Annotated in this window: 17 protein-coding genes; 8 read left to right on the top strand and 9 right to left on the bottom strand. The window is 50.6% G+C overall.

The window, feature by feature from the left end:
- Window positions 1-15: 15 nt before the first annotated feature.
- Entirely contained in the window at window positions 16-699 is a 684-nt protein-coding gene (locus tag ACO0LN_RS18435; RefSeq protein ID WP_422976231.1) for a PilN domain-containing protein, read from the bottom strand.
- Window positions 699-1,778, bottom strand: a complete 1,080-nt coding sequence (locus ACO0LN_RS18430) for a pilus assembly protein PilM (RefSeq protein ID WP_422976229.1) — start codon at window positions 1,776-1,778, stop codon at window positions 699-701. The genes ACO0LN_RS18435 and ACO0LN_RS18430 overlap by 1 nt, the downstream gene beginning before the upstream one ends.
- 464 nt (window positions 1,779-2,242) lie before the next feature.
- On the opposite strand from ACO0LN_RS18430, the gene ACO0LN_RS18425 reads away from it, so the two are divergent.
- Window positions 2,243-4,405 carry a penicillin-binding protein 1A gene (locus tag ACO0LN_RS18425; RefSeq protein ID WP_422976227.1) on the top strand — a complete coding sequence of 721 codons (2,163 nt, stop codon included), beginning with the start codon at window positions 2,243-2,245 and terminating at the stop codon, window positions 4,403-4,405.
- Window positions 4,406-4,419: 14 nt separating this feature from the next.
- Here the strand turns inward: ACO0LN_RS18425 and cyaY are convergent, their stop codons facing one another.
- Complete coding sequence (gene cyaY, locus ACO0LN_RS18420; RefSeq protein ID WP_422976225.1) at window positions 4,420-4,731, bottom strand: iron donor protein CyaY; 312 nt, start codon at window positions 4,729-4,731, stop codon at window positions 4,420-4,422.
- A 62-nt stretch (window positions 4,732-4,793) separates the two neighbouring features.
- On the opposite strand from cyaY, the gene lptM reads away from it, so the two are divergent.
- Window positions 4,794-4,919: an LPS translocon maturation chaperone LptM gene (gene lptM / locus ACO0LN_RS18415; RefSeq protein ID WP_422948908.1), complete on the top strand. Its 126-nt coding sequence runs from the start codon at window positions 4,794-4,796 to the stop codon at window positions 4,917-4,919.
- On the opposite strand, the gene ACO0LN_RS18410 is transcribed toward lptM, so the two are convergent.
- The 6 genes from ACO0LN_RS18410 to ACO0LN_RS18385 all read right to left on the bottom strand — a co-directional run bounded on the left by ACO0LN_RS18410 (window position 4,910) and on the right by ACO0LN_RS18385 (window position 11,720).
- Window positions 4,910-5,539 (bottom strand): 1-acyl-sn-glycerol-3-phosphate acyltransferase, encoded by a 630-nt coding sequence (locus ACO0LN_RS18410; RefSeq protein WP_422976223.1) that lies wholly within the window; start codon window positions 5,537-5,539, stop codon window positions 4,910-4,912. The two genes, lptM and ACO0LN_RS18410, sit on opposite strands and share 10 nt — an antisense overlap.
- Before the next feature lie 127 nt (window positions 5,540-5,666).
- Entirely contained in the window at window positions 5,667-6,293 is a 627-nt protein-coding gene (locus ACO0LN_RS18405) for a sulfite oxidase heme-binding subunit YedZ (RefSeq protein ID WP_422976221.1), read from the bottom strand.
- A gap of 13 nt (window positions 6,294-6,306) precedes the next feature.
- Window positions 6,307-7,287: a protein-methionine-sulfoxide reductase catalytic subunit MsrP gene (msrP, locus tag ACO0LN_RS18400; RefSeq protein ID WP_422976219.1), complete on the bottom strand. Its 981-nt coding sequence runs from the start codon at window positions 7,285-7,287 to the stop codon at window positions 6,307-6,309.
- Window positions 7,288-7,398: 111 nt separating this feature from the next.
- Complete coding sequence (gene ccsB / locus ACO0LN_RS18395) at window positions 7,399-8,547, bottom strand: c-type cytochrome biogenesis protein CcsB (protein ID WP_422976217.1); 1,149 nt, start codon at window positions 8,545-8,547, stop codon at window positions 7,399-7,401.
- A gap of 51 nt (window positions 8,548-8,598) precedes the next feature.
- A complete protein-coding gene (locus ACO0LN_RS18390; protein WP_422976215.1) occupies window positions 8,599-10,785 on the bottom strand; it encodes a cytochrome c biogenesis protein ResB in 2,187 nt (728 codons plus the stop codon).
- A 236-nt stretch (window positions 10,786-11,021) separates the two neighbouring features.
- Entirely contained in the window at window positions 11,022-11,720 is a 699-nt protein-coding gene (locus tag ACO0LN_RS18385) for a c-type cytochrome (RefSeq protein WP_162039573.1), read from the bottom strand.
- A gap of 217 nt (window positions 11,721-11,937) precedes the next feature.
- On the opposite strand from ACO0LN_RS18385, the gene yihA reads away from it, so the two are divergent.
- The 6 genes from yihA (at window position 11,938) to sbcB (ending at window position 18,434) form a co-directional block, all read left to right on the top strand.
- Window positions 11,938-12,711, top strand: coding sequence for a ribosome biogenesis GTP-binding protein YihA/YsxC (yihA, locus tag ACO0LN_RS18380; protein ID WP_422976212.1), 774 nt, complete (start codon window positions 11,938-11,940; stop codon window positions 12,709-12,711).
- Window positions 12,712-12,900: 189 nt separating this feature from the next.
- Window positions 12,901-13,926 (top strand): porphobilinogen synthase, encoded by a 1,026-nt coding sequence (gene hemB / locus ACO0LN_RS18375; RefSeq protein ID WP_422976210.1) that lies wholly within the window; start codon window positions 12,901-12,903, stop codon window positions 13,924-13,926.
- 5 nt (window positions 13,927-13,931) lie between these two features.
- Window positions 13,932-14,612 (top strand): lysoplasmalogenase, encoded by a 681-nt coding sequence (locus tag ACO0LN_RS18370; protein ID WP_422976208.1) that lies wholly within the window; start codon window positions 13,932-13,934, stop codon window positions 14,610-14,612.
- Window positions 14,613-14,622: 10 nt separating this feature from the next.
- A complete protein-coding gene (locus ACO0LN_RS18365) occupies window positions 14,623-15,873 on the top strand; it encodes a sterol desaturase family protein (RefSeq protein WP_422976206.1) in 1,251 nt (416 codons plus the stop codon).
- The gene (locus tag ACO0LN_RS18360; protein WP_422976204.1) at window positions 15,854-16,948 is read left to right on the top strand and encodes a magnesium transporter CorA family protein; all 1,095 of its coding nucleotides are present in this window, start codon (window positions 15,854-15,856) and stop codon (window positions 16,946-16,948) included. The genes ACO0LN_RS18365 and ACO0LN_RS18360 overlap by 20 nt, the downstream gene beginning before the upstream one ends.
- 49 nt (window positions 16,949-16,997) lie before the next feature.
- Entirely contained in the window at window positions 16,998-18,434 is a 1,437-nt protein-coding gene (gene sbcB / locus ACO0LN_RS18355; RefSeq protein ID WP_422976202.1) for an exodeoxyribonuclease I, read from the top strand.
- Window positions 18,435-18,448: the final 14 nt, after the last annotated feature.

The raw sequence follows: 18,448 nt of genomic DNA, 5'->3' as shown, positions 1-18,448 counted from the left end.
ATAAATAATCACACACTAAGGTTTTGGGGCTGGGCTGGCGGCTGACGAAGCAGGCGCTGGTGCAGCAGGAGCAACAGAACCAGGCGTAGCAGTAGCGGCAGCGGCCGAGGTGGCTGCTTGCGAAGCTGCCTCCTCTCTTTCACGCGGACGCTTGATACCTGCATTCACCTTAAACTCAAATACTTTCTTTGCATCCCTGCCCTGTCCCAAACCGGTTGAGTGAATGTCATTCAGTTCTGGCTTGAACATCCAATCCGATTTATTACCCAGGTTACGAATAAATTCAGCGACCCTGTCCTGGGATTGTGCGTAACCAGCCAAAGTAACCTTCTGACCATCCTGATTCAATTGCTTGAGGTAAACCCCTTCAGGTGTCAGCTTGACCAGTTCATCAAGCAAATATACGGGCTGATTACGATCTCCCTGCAAATCCTCAACGGCTTGCTGGCGTGCTTTCAAACCATCAATTTCCTGCCTTAGCGTAGCGATTTCTTTGATGCGCTCATCAAGCTGGACAATCTCTTTCTTGATAAAGTCGTTCTTATCATTCTGAATTGACAGCTCACGCCCAAAGTAAGCACTCACCACCACTACCACCAGAGCACCAGCTATCGCGGCCAGTAACAACAGACCATAAAAATCACTCTTGAGCTGCTTGCGCTTTTCTTCCCTGTGCGGCAGGAGATTAATCTTGATCATCAGCCAAATCTCCGTAATGCCAGACCACAGGCAACCATGTAAGCCGGAGCATCATTGCGCAACGCTTTTTCATTGACGCCCGAACCCAGTTCCATACCCTTGAACGGGCTGACTACTGCCGTAGAAATCTTGGTGCGTTCAGCAATAATATCGACCAGCCCTGGTATCACCGCACAACCACCAGACAGATAAATCTGATCTACCCGTGTAAAAGGGGTGGAAGTGAAGAAGAACTGTATGGCACGGGTTACTTCCAGTGCCGCACTTTCCAGGAAAGGTTCGAGCAATTCCATTTCATAGGAGTCAGGCAGATCACCATTTTTCTTTTTCTGCTCCGCTTCTTCTATGGACAAGCCATAATTCCTGACGATATCCTGGGTCAGTTGGGCACCACCAAACTGCTGTTCACGCTCATAAATGACTTCACCATTGAGCATGATGAAAATATAAGTGCGCTTGGAGCCTATCTGGAAAATAGCGTAAATCTGGTCCTTGCCGCCATTGGCCTGCTGATCGACCAGACGTGAAACGGCAGCACGCGCAGCATAGGATTCAATATCCATGACTTTGGCTTGCAAACCCGCTGCCTGTATGATGGCTACGCGATCTTCAATTTTTTCTTTTCTGGACGCAGCGAGCATCACTTCTATATCTTCTTCCGCATTGGCCGCCGGCCCCAGCACACAGAAATCCAGGCTGACTTCATCCATGGAGAAAGGTATGTACTGACTTGCCTCTGACTCAACCTGCACTTCAAGTGCCTGTTCGGTCAAAGTACCGGCGAGTATAATTTTTTTTGTAATGACAGCAGATGCCGGCATTGCCATTGCTACGTTTTTTGCCGAGGTGCCGCTTTTCTTCACGAGTTTGCGGACTGCCTCGGTCACTTGTTCAATATTCTCGATATTGCCATCCAGCACCGCGCCTTTGGGCAGTGGTTCTGAGGCATAGCGCTCAAGTCGATAGGACTTGTTGCTTCCTTCCGAAAGTTCAACAAGCTTGATATCGAGAGAACTGATATCCAGACCAAATAGTGGCGGATTTTTTCTGCCGAGCAACGAAGCCAGATCTAAAGCCAAGAATATCCCCTCACGATTACATCATCATTTCAATTTACACAAAATTACATGTGCGAAACATTATATTGCCAAAAGTAAATTGCCTTTAAAAACCGCTATTTACAACACAATCATCCAAGCTTACATGAAATCCTAGCAATAAGACTGGCATTGGTAAAGCAATTTCCGCGCAGCACTACCCTTATGCGTTGCCAAATATCCACGTACATGATGAATATTCTGAAAATTTGCTTACAAATCCGCTTATCTGCTGACAGTCTAATGCTCACCGAAGACAGCTATAATGTGCGCTGCCTTATTTACAATTAGCCCCTATGTCAGAGCAAAACAAAGAACCCGACAATCAACCTGAGCCACAAAAGCGCAGTGCTGGAAAGCTTTTCGCCCGCATTGTACTCGGAACTGCGGGAGTTTTATTCGGATTAGTTGTAGCAGGAGTATTAATTATTGGTTTTGCACTTACAATGGCTTATCCAAATCTGCCAGAACTGGATTCCATTACCAGCTACAAACCGAAAATGCCGCTACGGGTGTTCTCGGCAGACAATATGCTCATTGCTGAATTTGGCGAGGAACGACGCAATGTCGTGCGCTTCAAGGACATCCCTGAGATCATGAAAAAAGCCGTACTGGCGATCGAGGATGATCGCTTCTATGAGCATGGCGGCGTTGATTACCAGGGTATTACCAGGGCAACCATACATAATCTGACTGGTGGCGCCAAACAGGGTGCCTCTACCATTACCCAGCAGGTCGCCAGAAATTTCTTCCTGTCCAGCGAGCAAACCTTCAAGCGCAAGATTTATGAAATCCTGCTGGCCTGGAAGATAGAACAAAATCTCAGCAAGGATCAGATTCTGGAAATTTATATGAACCAGATTTATCTGGGTCAGCGCGCGTATGGATTTTCTTCCGCCGCACAAATCTATTTTGGCAAAGACTTGAAAGATGTGACGATAGCCGAAGCGGCGATGCTGGCCGGTTTGCCAAAAGCCCCCTCTGCCTATAATCCGGTCGCCAATCCCAAGCGCGCAACAGTCAGGCAGCAATATATCCTGCAAAGGATGCGCAATCTTGGCTACATCACCGAAGCACAATACGAACAAGCCAAGAATGAAGAACTGATCACCAAAACCAATAGCAATGAATTTGGCATCCACGCCGAATATGTTGCAGAAATGGCGCGTCAGTTGGTATATGAGCAATTCAAGGAAGAAACCTATACCCGCGGCCTGAATGTTTACACCACCATCACCAAGACTGACCAGGATACGGCCTATCTATCCCTGCGTCGTGGCGTCATGGATTACGAAAAACGTCATGGCTATCGCGGCCCGGAAGCCATCATCACCATACCTGAAGGCAAGGAAGCCGCCGAAGACGCCATAGAAAAAGAGTTGGCTGAACATACCGACAGCGATGACTTGCAAGTCGCCATGGTGTTGGAAGCCACGCCCAAACTGGTACGCGCAGTGTTGTCGTCTGGTGAAGAAATCCGTATCGAAGATACTGGCCTGACTTTCGCCGCCAGCGGCCTGTCGGTAAAAACACCAGCCAACAAGCGCATACAGCGCGGTGCCGTGATACGCGTGGTGCTGGAAGGCAAGAGCTGGAGCATTACCCAGATGCCTGAAGTGCAATCGGCCTTTGTTGCGGCAAACACCACCGATGGAGCAATCCGCGCCCTGGTCGGTGGTTTTGACTACAACCTCAACAAATTCAACCACGTGACCCAGGCCTGGCGTCAACCCGGCTCCAGTTTCAAGCCCTTCATTTATTCAGCTTCGCTGGAAAAAGGTCTCTCGCCATCGACCATCATCAATGATGAACCAATCAGCTTTGATGCAGGACAAACCGGTGGTCAGGCCTGGGAGCCAAAGAATTATGATGGCAAGTATGAAGGCCCGATGACCATGCGCCGTGGTCTGACCAAGTCCAAGAACATGATCTCCATCCGCATCCTGCACAAGATAGGCGCTAAATACGGGCAGGAATATACCAACCGCTTCGGCTTTTTGCCTGAGAAAAACCCCCCTTACCTGACCCTGGCCCTGGGTGCCGGCGCGGTCACTCCTCTGCAAATGGCCGGTGCCTATGCCGTGTTTGCCAATGGTGGTTACAAGGTCAACCCTTACCTGATTTCCAAGATTACCGACAGCTATGGCCAGGTATTGGTGCAGACCAAGCCTGACATGGCGGGCGATGAAGCCAATCGCGTCATCGATGAGCGCAATGCCTTCCTGATGGATAGCATGATGCGTGACGTGGTGAAGATGGGAACTGCGACCAAGGCATTGATCTTGAAACGTCCTGATATTGCCGGCAAGACAGGTACCACCAACGATTCTTTTGATGCATGGTTCGCCGGTTATCAGTCCAAGGTCGTTGGCATAGCGTGGATAGGCTTTGATCAGCCAAGAAACCTCGGCAATAAAGAAACCGGCGGTGGCCTGGCCTTGCCTATCTGGATAGGCTATATGCAAAAAATCCTGAAAGAATTCCCGATAGAAGAACGGCCAGTACCAAAAGGCATTATTGCTGCCGACGGCGATTATTATTACGCTGAAAACCCACCGGGATCGGGTGTAAGTACCCTGGCACCACCGATGAGTATCATAGAAGAGTAGTCTTGTAAGCTTGTTCAGTGACCTTGTTCTTGCGCTACGCGGGACAAGGTTGCAAACAATTCTGATCCATCGCGGGTATTGAGCCAGTGCTTGCCGTCATACTTATAGTGGAAACCGCCACTGCGCGCTGCCACCCACATCTCTTGCATCGGTGCCTGGCTGTTGATGATGATTTTTGAGTTGGTGTCGATAAATTCCACCGTCAGCACATTGCCGCTGCGGCTGCATTCGACATCGTATTCATCGTTTTCAAAGGCTAGTTCGAATAATTCCTCAACTTGCTGCAAGCAAGTATCTGCCAGTACCAGGAATTCAGATTCAGTCATGCTACACTCCAGCGTCTTTATATGTAAAAACGCCATTCTATACGGTGTTCAGGGAATACAAGATGCGCAAACTGATTAGCCTATTTTTCATCATGTCTTTATTGACTGCATGCGGCCAGAAAGGCCCCCTGGTCATGCCAGCCAAGCCTGCACCTGTCAGCACAAACAACACGCCAGCTCAACCCTGAGTATTACCATCCTCAGGACGAAATGCGATAGGGCCAGCCTGCTCAGGGCGGCAGCCTTGCACGCCTTGATATACAGCAGCAATGCTCGCCAGATCCTGTGCCTGCTCACCTGTCAGTGTCAGGTAATCGACCAGTGTGACTTCTCGCCTGGCAAAGTCAAAGCGGGCACAGCCTAAAGGTACTTTTGCCGTGATGGCAAGATGATAAAAGCCGCTACGCCAATACGGCTTCTTGCTACGTGTTCCCTCGGGTGTGATCGCCATCCAGTACCAGTCGGATTGATTGATTTTTTCTGCGAGTCGGGCGATTGTCCCGCTAGATACACCGCGCTCCACTGGCTCACCACCGAGGTAACGTACCAGACGGCCTATGGTGGCACCAGTCAGCCCCTCAAACAAAGTGGATTTGGCAATGAAATGAAAAGGCATGCCTATCGCCAGCTTGGCCAGGACACCGACGACAAAATCCCAGTTTGAGGTATGGGGATAAACGATGATGACGCCACGCGGCCCGGGCAAGGGCCGGTAAAGTACGCGCCAGCCTATCAAATCCAGTGTGCTGACTGCGACACGCTGGGTAAGTGTCGCAACCGTCTTTTTTTCGAGTATATAGTCTTCCATGTTTTACGCAATGAGCGGGTCTGCGCCCGCATTCTTCAAAAACGCGATTATGCCAAGAAGAAATATGCGCTGTAAAACAAGATCAATGTGCGCCCGCAACATGCAAAGCGGGCGAATTGCGGAAGACTCAGGCTCCCGTCACGAGCACGCTGTCACGGCCAGACCAGCGCCACCAAATACGTATCATGAGCAGAGCGGCAACGATGAGACCAAACAATACCGGCTGCGAAAAGTCATGCTTGCCGGCCTTCATCCAGAAATAGTGAAGTACGCCCAGCGGTGCGATCAAATAGATCAACTTATGCAACCACTGCCAGCGCTTGCCACCCAGGCGTTTGATCATGCCATTGGTGCTGGTCACGGCAAGGGGAATAAGCAAGACAAAGGCAATGAAGCCGACTGTGATGAAGGGGCGCTTGATGACATCTTTCCACATCTCAGCCACATCAAAGAAGTGGTCGAACCACAAGAATGTCATGAAATGCAAGAAGGCATAAAAAAAAGTATATACCCCCAACATGCGGCGGCACCGGATTAACCACGGCATGTGCAAGAGCTTGCGCAAAGGCGTCACGGCCAAAGTCATGCACAGGAAATACAGGGTCCAGTCACCTGTATTGCGGGTGATAAATTCAACCGGGTTCGCGCCCAGTTTGTCCAGGAATACAAAACTGACCAGCCTGATAAACGGCAACAATGCCAGGATAAACAAGACTATCTTGAACTGGGAGACCTGCTTATTGGTGAGCAACATGGGTGCGTCTATCCTAGAAAAACTTTTTCAAGTCCATGCCTGAATACAGCGACGCCACTTCGCTATAGCCATTGAACATCAGGGTCTTGCGCTTGCGGGCAAACAGACCATCTTCACCAATGCGCCGCTCAGTCGCCTGCGACCAGCGCGGGTGATCAACCTCAGGGTTCACGTTTGAATAAAACCCATATTCATTGGCTGCCGCCAGGTTCCAGGCGGTACGTGGCTGCTCCTTGACGAAGCGTATTTTGACGATGGACTTGGCAGATTTAAAGCCATACTTCCACGGCAAGACCATACGCACCGGCGCACCATTTTGATTAGGCAAGACTTCGCCATACATGCCAAAGGTCAACAAGGCCAGCGGATGATTTGCCTCGTCCATGCGCAGACCTTCTACATAAGGCCATTGCAACACGGGGCTGCGCAAGCCTGGCATTTGCTTCTTGTCATCAAGTGTGACGAATTCTATATATTTGGCATTACCCGTAGGTTCAACTTTTTTGATGAGGTTGGACAGTGAATAACCTGCCCAGGGTATCACCATGGACCAGCCCTCAACACAGCGCAGGCGATAAATGCGTTCTTCCATAGGTGCCAGTTTCATGAGGCTGTCGAGGTCCAGCGTCATCGGCTTTTTAACTTCACCTTCTATGCTGACAGACCAGGGGCGTGGCTTGAGTGTGTGAGCAGTCACTGCCGGATCGGCCTTGTCGGTCCCGAACTCATAGAAATTATTGTAGGTCGTTGCGTCCTTATAGGCGGTATGCTTTTCCATCAGCGCATAGGCAGAATTCGGATTTGCAGCCAGTTTTTGCGCACCAGGGTTCTGGGCAAAAGCGGCGCGGTTGGCCATTTCAAACAGGGCGGTGCCTGCGATGGAACCCAGTGCCATCTTGCGGATAAAATCACGACGCGCGTCAAACACGGCGCGCGGTGTGATTTCAGAAGAGAAAGGCAAGTCTATGCCATTAGGGCTACGTTTGATCAGCATGGTGGACTCCGTGGTTGAGTATGGCGCAACAGCAATTTGACATCGCTATTACGCCCTAGTTTCTCATGAGTCGGAGTTTCCTGCTGATCCTTACAAATTGAAGAGATATATTTATAGCTTGCCGTAAGAATGCAGGCCAGACAAGAACATGTTCACGCCCAGGAAAGCGAAGGTAGTCACCAATAAACCTACCAGCGCCCACCAGGCCGCGACCTGCCCGCGCAGACCTTTCATGAGGCGCATATGCAGCCAGGCGGCATAGTTGAGCCAGACGATCAGCGCCCAGGTTTCTTTAGGGTCCCATGACCAGTAGCCACCCCAGGCATCGGCAGCCCACAGTGCACCAAGGATAGTCGCAATCGTAAAGAAGGCAAAACCGACGGCAATCGCCTTGTACATGACATCATCCAGTACTTCCAGCGCCGGCAAGCGATCAACCAGATAGCCTTTGGACTTGAGCAAGTAGGCGATCGATACCATCGCAGCCAGCGAGAATGTACCGTAACCGATAAAATTGGCTGGCACATGTATCTTCATCCACCAGCTTTGCAAAGCTGGCAACAAGGGTTGAATCTCTGCAGCTTCGCGGCTGAACATATACCACAGCAAAAAGCCAACTGCGGCGGTAATCACCAACATCACGAAAGGGCCCAGCTGGCGGGTACGGTATTGCTGTTCGTAGTACAAATAGAACAATGCCGTAATCATGGCAAACAGAATGAACACTTCATACAGGTTTGATACCGGGATATGACCTACATCCGCACCGATCAGATAAGACTCATACCAACGCACCAGCATACCGGTAAAACCCATGACAACCGCAGACCAGCACAGAACCGAACCGACTGAAGCACCAAAATCAGAACGAGCAATCAGGCCGCCCCAGTAAAACAGGGTGGAAAGTACAAACAGGGTACTCATCCACAGAATCGCCGACTGACTGGATAACAGGTATTTAAGGAAAAATTTCTTGTTCGCCATATCCAGCGAACCGCCGTACATCTGTATCGTCAGCAGGCTCAATACTGTCAGTATCACCAGCAACATACGTATCGGTTTCCAGTGCCAGCCCAGCCATGCAAAAGTCGGCGCAGCGAGGACGACTATGCCTTTTTCATAAATATCCATGTAGGCACCAAAACGGCTCAGAGCAAACAAGGATGCCATGCACAAGGCCACAGCATACAGCCAGTCAGCAATAGACAGGCGCTTAAAGAAGCCCTGATAGGGCGTGTAATTCTGCGTAATTTCCATCATATTTCCCCAGATGCTCGGGCCATCAGGCCAACTGCTTCATAGTGTAGTCGATTACTCTGCATTTCGTGGTGCATCTGCAGGCGCTGCCTGACTCTCCAGCCCGGCTTGCGTACTCAGTTGCTGCAAATGCAATTTCAATTGCTCAAATTCTTTTTCAAAATCCAGTGTCTTGCGCTGGGAACTCAGCGCCATCAGTGCATGTGCACCCTTGTCATTATCCTTGATCCATACCCACAGGCGGCGCTCACGGATATAGAACATGGAAAACACGCCTATGACCAGAAACAGGGAACCAAGATACACCACATTCTTGCCCGGTGAACGCGTGACCTGCAATACCGATGCCTTGACCTCATCAAAACCGGTGAGTTGCAGATACACAGGCGCACCGTAGAAAGTGGCGTCAGACAGTGCACCTATCGCCAGTTGCAAAAAGCGGGCATGTTTTTCATCCAGCTCAAAAGTGGGCAAACCCTCTTTTTCGCGAGCCACCATCCACAACTCCCACATCGTGCCGTTCAATACCTTGATAAAGCCTTCGGCGACCTTCTCTTGTTCTGCCTGCGGGACTTTTTCCAGCAATTTGGAAATAGCATTCAGGCCGGATAATTTATCATCTCCGGCGAAAGCCTCCAGACTGATCTTCGCAGAAGTTGCCCACAAATCAGATTTTTGCGCACCACTGGATTGATTTCTTTTTAATGCACTCTCGGCGAAGCGCGTTACAGCCTGGGCACGCATTTCAGGATTTTGTACTGCTGCACGCAAACGCATCCAGTCCTTTATACTGTCCTCATCATCGGCAGGAATACGCAGATAGCGGAAGGCATCGCCTGGCGAATCGCGCGTGCCAGCCAAAATCATGTAGTCACCATTGATCTCAACGGGCTGCATGTAGTTATGAAACTCCCTGGCCTGGCCAGTTTTATCCCGCAATTTATATTGCAGGCTGGGGCCGACATTCTTGAAATCTTTATTATTGGCATTCTTGGCGGCAGAGCCCAGGTGCTTGTCCAGGTCAGCCGTGAATTTTTCATTCAAGGTCTGGTTGGGATTCACCGCCCTGACGTCACTGCCATTACGTGCCATGTTCTCGACATTGAATGGGCGAAAACCTGACCACTCTATCGTAAAGTCATTACCGGTACCTGGCTTCAAGTCCGTGCTGCCACCCACTTCACCTGTCATGGCAAGCGTGCTGGCATCTGGCCCGAGCATGGGGTAAGCCTTGACCTGCAGGCGGCTGCCGCCATCTTCAAAGCTTGACTGATAGATTGCAATGCCTTTATAAATCAATGGCTCATTGACCTTGATGACAGACGAGAAGGATTTGCCAGTGTCATGGTCGGTGACTTCCACATCGCTGGCAAACAGCTTGGGCATACCGGTGGAATAAAAGTCGATCGTAAATTTTTTCAGCTTGATGGTGAAAGGCAAGTCCTGCACCAGCACACCGCTTGCCTGCGGCAAGATGGCCGTACTGCTGCTGGCCCCTTCAGGAATCATGGTATTGCCACGGAAGGTAGGATTGGACAGAGACAAACGGTGCTGTTCAGGTATTTTGGCAATAATGCCACTTCCTTCAAACGGCACCTTGCCCATGAACCATTGCTGGAAACGGATAGGTAATTCAGAATCCAGCAAACCACCTATGCAGATGATGACGATCGCACTGTGCGCAAAGATATAACCCCATTTATTTGCTGCACCCTGTTTGGCGGCAATCAGGGTTGCGCCTTCTTTTTCAACCAGCTTGAAACGGTAACCGACACGAGCAAGATGGGCCAGTATCTGCTCAGTCACTTTACCCCGGCCATTGCTGCTTTGCCACTCAGAACGATGATGGAAATTACGCAAGGATTGTTCACGCACATTATCACGCCAGCTGCGCATGTCCTTGATCATCTTGGGTGCATTGCGTATCACGCACAATGAAGTCGAGATAACCAGGAAAGTCATGATGAGCAAGAACCACCAGGCTGAATACACCGCATACAGGCCGAGTTTGCTGTAAATCTCAAACCAGAACGGGCCAAACTGATTCACATAATTAGGCATGGGCTCATTTTGCTTGAGCACTGTGCCTATCACTGAGGCAATCGCGATCAGTGTCAACAAGCTGATGGCAAAACGCATGGAAGACAGCAACTCCACTGCGTCTGCCAGCCAGGCGCGCCGGGTTTGCAGCTGTATGCCGCCAGTATCTGCAGGCTGATCGCCTTCTATCTTGTTTTCCATACTCTCTGCTTATTACTTGGGATATGACAGATGATGCTTGCGCAAAATGATTGCTGCAGATGTTAAAAGAAACATCCTTGCCAGGAAGTGTTTTATATCAATATCCGGGCGCAACGAATAGTACACGCTTCATTAAAATCTGGCTCAATACAGGTGAATAGCTATTACACGGGCATCCATCATGAAAAAAGGGGATGGCTATTGCCACCCCCTCCTCAAATACTTTACTTGATGGTTTACTTCAGACCAGCGACGTAGTCTGCAACAGCTTTAATTTCGTCTTCAGACATTTTCTTGGCTATCGTCATCATCTGCGCACTATTTTGGCGGGCACCGGTGATTTTTGCGCCATCCTTGCGGGAACCGTTCTGGAAACCTGTCAGTTGGGCAATCGTGTAGTCCTGATGTTGACCTGCAATGCGTGGGAATTGTGCAGGAATACCAGCACCATTCGGGCTATGACAGCCAGCGCAGGCCGGAACATTTTTCTCTGCAATACCGCCGCGATAGATTTGCTTGCCCAGTTCAACGATGTCTTTATTTTTTGCAGTGCCTGGTTTGGATTTTTGCGTAGCCAGGTAAGCAGCAACGTTTTTCATGTCATCTGCTGTCATGGCCTTGGCAAAGGTGGTCATGATGGCATTTTTGCGTGTATCACCAGTAAAATCTGTCAATTGCTTGACCAGATAAGCCTCATGCTGGGCAGACAGTTTAGGATTGGCAGCAATGGTGGAATTACCGGCTGCGCCATGGCAGGATACGCAGGCAGTAATGCCGCGGGCTGCATCGCCATTGGTATACAGTGCTTCGCCTTTGACTGGGTCGGCCTTGGCTGGCTTGGCTACTTCATTAGCATGGACCGAAGAGGCAAAAGACGATACCGCCAGGACTGCGACGCTGATGGACTTAGACAACGATAAGAAAGCACGGTTCATTCAAACACCCTGAGACTAAATAATAGAAATCTGCCCTATTGGCGACATATTGCAGCGAGTTGATACGTAAAAAGGCTCTTTTTTGCAACGAAATACGTACAAAACTGGCATGTGGACATGGTTTTAATCGCTGCCCAAGACCTAACCCCTTATTGTACAATAGCTTTCGGGCGTTTTTACTGCCTTATGTTGCATTTTTCCATTATTCCTTTCCTCTATGTCTATCCTCTGGCAAGCCCGCTTCTTCACTACGGTGAATCATCTGCGCGATCTCCCGCGCACCCACGTGCCCGAAATCGCTTTCGCTGGCCGTTCCAACGCTGGCAAATCGACCGCTATCAATACCCTGTGCAATCAGAAAAAACTCTGTTTTGCCTCAAAAACACCGGGACGCACTCAACATATTAATTATTTTTCCATAGGTGGCGCCCATGTTGGGCAGCACCGCAAGGATGAAACCAGGGTCGATGAAATCCGCGCCTTGCTGGTGGATTTGCCGGGCTATGGCTATGCCGAGGTACCAGGTGCCGCCAAGCAACACTGGAACCAGTTGCTCGGTGCCTATGTACAAAGACGCACGCAACTGGCAGCCCTCGTGTTGATCATGGATGCCCGTCGCCCGTTTACCGATTTGGATATCCAGATGCTGGAATGGTTTGCGCCGACTGGCCGTCCCATCCATTGCATTTTGACCAAGGCAGATAAACTTAACCGCAGCGAATGTACTGATGCCTTGCGCAAAGCCAAGGCGGTACTCGACAGTTACGTAGATGATGAAGGCCCGCTCTTCCCTTTCAGCCTGCAATTATTTTCTGCCCTGAAACGCATAGGTATAGAAGAAGCCGATGCAGCCGTGCAACGTCTGGTGGGACTGGACCGTGATCCCATCGTTGATACCCTTGATGCTGTTGATACTGTTGATAGCGCTGATACCATTAATGCGGCGGATGAAGCCGATGCAGGCGCCAACAAGCCGGCTGACGCAGAATAAAAAAACCCCGGCAAAGTTAGTCTTTTTGCCGGGGTAATAACACCGTTACGAATAGGGACGCACGGTGCCCGCTCAGGGAGGAGAAGCGGTAGGCATGGAGTTGATCCAACCTATGCATTAAGATGTTGCCACTTAAAAAAAGTTTCATTAACCTGCAAAAAATTCTTTTCATTTGATTGTCACTTGACCATGCCATCCACTAAGCTATCTCACCCTTCTGCACTTTTCCCTGCCATCCGTATGCGCCGCATGCGTAAAGATGCATTTTCCCGCGCACTGATGCGCGAAAACGCGGTGACTGCATCTGATTTGATTTACCCGGTTTTTGTTATCGACGGCGTCAATCAAAGTGAAAAAGTTTCATCCATGCCTGGCGTGGAAAGAGTAACGATAGATTTGCTGATGGGTGTAGCAGAAGATTGCGTCGCCCTGGGCATACCGGTGCTGGCGCTATTCCCTGCCATCAACCCGCATCTGAAAACACCGGATGGCATAGAAGCCACCAATCCCAAGGGCCTGATACCCCGTGCCGTACGCGAACTGAAAAGCCGCTTCCCGGAACTCGGCATATTGACCGACGTGGCGCTGGACCCTTACACCAGCCACGGCCAAGATGGTTTGTTGAATGCTGACGGTTATGTCCTCAATGATGAGACCACGGCCATGCTGGTACGCCAGGCACTAGTACAGGCGGAGGCCGGTGTCGATATCGTTGCTCCCAGCGATATGATGGATGGCCGCATAGGTGCAATCCGTCATGCACTCGAAGCGAATAATTTCATCCACACCCGCATCATGGCTTACTCAGCCAAATATGCGTCGGCCTTTTACGGCCCTTTCCGTGAAGCCGTGGGCTCTGCCGCCAACCTGGGCAAAAGCGACAAAGCCAGTTACCAGATGGACCCGGCGAATAGCGATGAAGCGCTGCGCGAAGTGGCACTGGATCTCGCCGAAGGTGCCGACATGGTCATGGTCAAACCTGGCATGCCTTATCTGGATATCGTACGCAGGGTCAAGGATGAATTCAAGGTGCCGACCTTTGCCTATCAGGTCAGTGGCGAGTACGCGATGATCAAGGCGGCAGCACAAAATGGCTGGCTTGATCACAACAAAACCATGATGGAATCCATGCTGGCGTTCAAGCGTGCCGGTGCCGATGGCATCCTGACGTATTTTGCCCGTGATGTTGCGCGCCTGCTGAAACACACTGGCTGATTGCCATGCCTGCGATGTTGCGTGCTGTCTTCATTTTCATTTTTGCTGCGCTGGCAATTGCCGGTGCTGAATGGGGGAAAGAGGTAGGCAGTGCGCAATATCTGCACTATATTTTCAAGCCGCTGACAACACTCGCCGTCTTCTTTTTTGCATGGCGCAGTCAACCTGTCATCAGTACTATCTATAAAAAAGCTGTCCTTGCAGGCATCATCTGTTCGCTGATTGGCGACATATTTCTGATGCTACCTGGCACAGTATTTCGCCATGGTTTTTTATGTGGTCTGCTGAGTTTTTTACTGGCGCACGTCTGCTTCTTGCGAGCACTCATTAGCGACAGCCGCTTTGCCGGAAAACCTCTGGCTTTTGCTGGCATCGCTGCACTTGGCATCGCCAACCTGGTGATACTGTGGCCGGGTTTGCCAGCGGCTTTGCAGATTCCCGTTGTTGCCTATGTCTGCCTGTTGCTTTGCATGACGGCGCAAGCCATCAGCCGCGGCTTGCAATTGCGCAGCCTGTCTGGCCGCCTCGCATCGATTGGCGGCCTGTGCTTCATGCTGTCTGATACCCTGCTGGCCTATAACCGCTTCTACACACCAATTACGCATTCTCCTCTCCTCATCCTCAGCAGCTATTATCTGGCGCTGTGGCTGATTGCAGCTTCGGTCACGTCATCCCCTACTGAATAAGGCCAGGATCATGCATGAAAAAATCATTACCTTTGCCAGCCCGGTTTTTTTCATCCTGATCGCTATTGAGTTTATCGTCGCGCGCAAACGCCAGCGTCATTTGTACCGCATGAATGATTCGCTCAATAGCCTGAGCCTCGGTATCATGAGCCAGATCATAGGAGCATTTTCCAAGTTGTTTTCGATAGGCATGTATGCGCTGGTGCTCAAGTATCTGTCACTGTTCAGCCTGCCATCAGACAGTGTCTGGGTATGGATCGCCGCGCTGCTGCTCTACGATTTTTTATACTACTGGTTGCATAGAATGGGACACCAGACCAATCTGTTATGGGCAGCCCATGTCGTGCATCACCAGAGTGAGCAATACAATCTGAGTACGGCATTGCGACAAACCAGTACCGGGCCTTTGTTTGGCTGGATTTTTTATTTACCGATGGCGCTGATAGGCTTTCCACTCGATGTATTTATTGCAGTTGCCCTCATCGATTTGCTGTACCAGTTCTGGGTGCATACCGAGCAGATAGGCAAGCTAGGCTGGTTTGACCGCGTGTTTGTGTCGCCATCGAATCACCGCGTGCATCATGCTGTCAATGACATGTATCTGGACAAGAATTTTGGCGGGATACTCGTGATCTGGGACAGGTTGTTTGGCACTTTTATCGAAGAGCGCGATCACGTCGCCATTGTATATGGCACGCGCAAGCCCTTGCGTAGCTGGAACCCTTTGTGGGCTAATCTGGAAGTGTATGAGCAAGTCTGGCGCGATGCATGGAATACACGTCGGTGGCGGGATAAATTGCAGATCTGGTTACGCCCTCCGGGCTGGCGTCCTGCTGACCTCATGGCACAATCTGCACCTTTAACATTCGATATTCACAGGCCAGCTTATGACCCGTCCATGAGCAAGGCAACGACCTGGTATTGCATAGCCCAATTCATCCTCTTGCTGGAGGCAGCAACTCACTTTTTGCTGGTCTATAACAACATCAGTGCGCTGAACGCCACCATCTATGTGAGCTGGCTGGTCATGGGCCTGTGGTGCATAGGCGGGTTGATGGAGAGAGGTCGTATTTATCTGCTGCCTGAGACTGTGCGTATACTGTGTATCCTGATAATGAACTTGTTTACTGCCAGTTGGTTTTATTCCTTTGCTTTATCTACGCCAGCGCAGGCATTGCTGACGGCCACCTGCCTGATTTCGCTGGGTGGACTCTGGCTTATTTTTTCACGACAAAAGACGCATGGACATCTTCCACATTAACGATACGCAGACACTACAAAATCCTGACAAGCCTGAAGCCCTGGTCAATACTGGCGGTTTTTTATGGCTCGATGCCAGTCATGAAGAAGTCGCGGCTGACCCGATTGCCTGGCGCAACCGGGTTGAAGCGATTACGGGTACACAGATTTATGAATTGCATCTGAAGGATGTAACTAATCTCACGCATCCATCCTACTTCGATGCGACTGAAAAATATGAAATGGTGGTATTTCGCAAGCTGACACTGACAGAAGCGAATGGCGACAACAAGAACGGCGTGAAACGCAAGATACCCGCAGCATTGAATAAACTGGCGACTACACCTGTCTCATTTTTGCTCATGCAAAATGTACTGGTGACGGTGCGCCCTGCGCAAAGCCGCACAGTAGAACTGGCACGCCAGCGCCTGCTGGACTACAAATCGCGAGCAGAAAATAACACCCATGGCAGCCGCCTGCCAGTATCTCCAGAAGAACTGATGTTGCGGCTTTTGAATGCCATGGTGGATCAATACCTGGAATTGCGCCAGCCACTGACCCAGCAACTCGACCGCTGGCAACATGCCCTGCTGGACCCGCGCCGCCCCTTCAATAACTGGCTGGCCTTGCTGGATTCACGCGTAGAATTGCGCAAGCTTGACAACCTGTGTGAAGAACAGCGCGATGCCATGCAGGAATTGCGCGACCATATCGTCGATACCCATGATGGCAATAGCCGCGCCAAGGATTTGCTGCTGGTGCGCACCAATGATGTGATGGAACATATCAGCCGCGTACTGAACCATGCACGCCGCCTCGAAGCATCGCTGGAATCAGCAGTGCAAATCCACTTTGCAGCGATGGCCCATAGAACCAGTGAAATCATGCGCACCCTGACCGTCATCACTGCCCTGTTCATGCCACTGACATTAATCACAGGTATTTTTGGCATGAACTTTGAAGTCATGCCCTTGCTCAAACATGCGTCCGGCTTTTGGTACACCATGGGTGCAATGGGTGTCATCGTCGTGCTTTTGCTGATTTACTTCCGCAGCCAGCGTTATTTGCAAGACCAGGCCAGCCGCAGGATAGAGTAAGCTGCAAATTTTTTTCAAGTTCAGAACATACAATTACATTTAAATACCAATGCAAGAACATACCTTTCTCTGGCATGACTATGAAACCTTTGGCGCTGTTGCCCGCCGCGACAGGCCTGCGCAATTTGCCGCCATACGCACGGACGCTGAGCTCAATGAGATAGGCAAACCAGTCATGCTGTACTGCCAGCCCGCCAATGATTTTTTGCCTGATCCCCAGTCTTGCCTGATCACCCATATCACGCCACAAACCTGCCTTGAGCGCGGCATACCTGAACATGAATTTGCAGCAAAAATAGAACAGGAACTGGGCAAGACTGGCACCATAGGCGTGGGCTATAACACCATACGCTTTGATGATGAAATTACCCGTTTCATGTTCTGGCGCAATCTCATCGACCCGTATGCGCGCGAATGGCAAAACAATTGTGGCCGCTGGGACATCATGGACATGGTGCGCACCTGTTATGCCCTGCGCCCTGAGGGTATCAACTGGCCAAAGAACGATGAAGGCAAGCCCAGCTTTCGCCTTGAACACCTGACCAAGGCCAATGGCATTGCGCATGAAGCAGCGCATGATGCGCTGTCAGATGTACGCGCCACCATCGCCCTGGCCCGTCTGATACGCGAGCGCCAGCCCAAGCTGTTCGAGTTTTGCTTTGCCTTGCACAAGAAAGACAAGGCCGCCGCTGAAATAGGCATGCCCGTGCTGGACAAACCTTTCCTGCATATTTCCGGCATGTTCCCTACCGAGCATGGTTGCCTGGCCGTTATGTGGCCGCTGGCCATGCACCCCAAGAACAAGAATGAAGTCATCGCCTGGGACCTGTCCCATGATCCTACAGAGCTGGCGGGCCTGGATGCAGAAACGATACAGCTACGCATGTTCAGCAAGAGCGATGCCTTGCCTGAAGGCATACAGCGCCTGCCTGTGAAAAGCATACATATCAACAAATCACCCATCGTCATTGGCAATTTAAAGACCTTGTCAGCATCCATGGCTGAACACTGGAAGATAGATATGGCTCTGGTAGTGCAGCACGCCGAAAAAGCTGCTTCCCTGCCTGACGCTGCCAAGGCGATATGGGAAAAAGTGTATGCGCGCCCAGAGGCAGCCGCCAGTGATGTCGATGAAGACTTGTACGGTGGCTTTGTCGGTGCCGGTGACCGCCGTCTCTTGAATGATTTACGCCGTATGAATGGCGTGCAGCTCGCCAAGGCCAGTACCAGCTTCCAGGACCCGCGCCTGGCTGAATTATTATTCCGCTACCGCGCCCGCAACTTCCATGACAGCCTGAGCATGGAAGAGCAGGAAAGCTGGGAAGAACACCGTGCAGCACGTTTGCTCGATGGCGTCGGCAATGCCAGAACTGTAGAGATGTATTTTAATGAGATAGATACTTTGTCAGAAACAGCAGACGAAGCGGCAGAAGAGATTTTAGGCGCTTTGTATGACTATGCTGAAATGATCGTGCCATCGAGATAAGCTGAATTCATTCT

It is taken from the genome of Undibacterium sp. TC9W (assembly GCF_049339865.1).
In the GTDB taxonomy this organism is placed as follows: Bacteria; Pseudomonadota; Gammaproteobacteria; order Burkholderiales; family Burkholderiaceae_D; genus Undibacterium.
The sequence above is the reverse complement of the archived record's forward strand: the minus strand, read 5'-3'. Positions and strand labels throughout refer to the sequence as shown.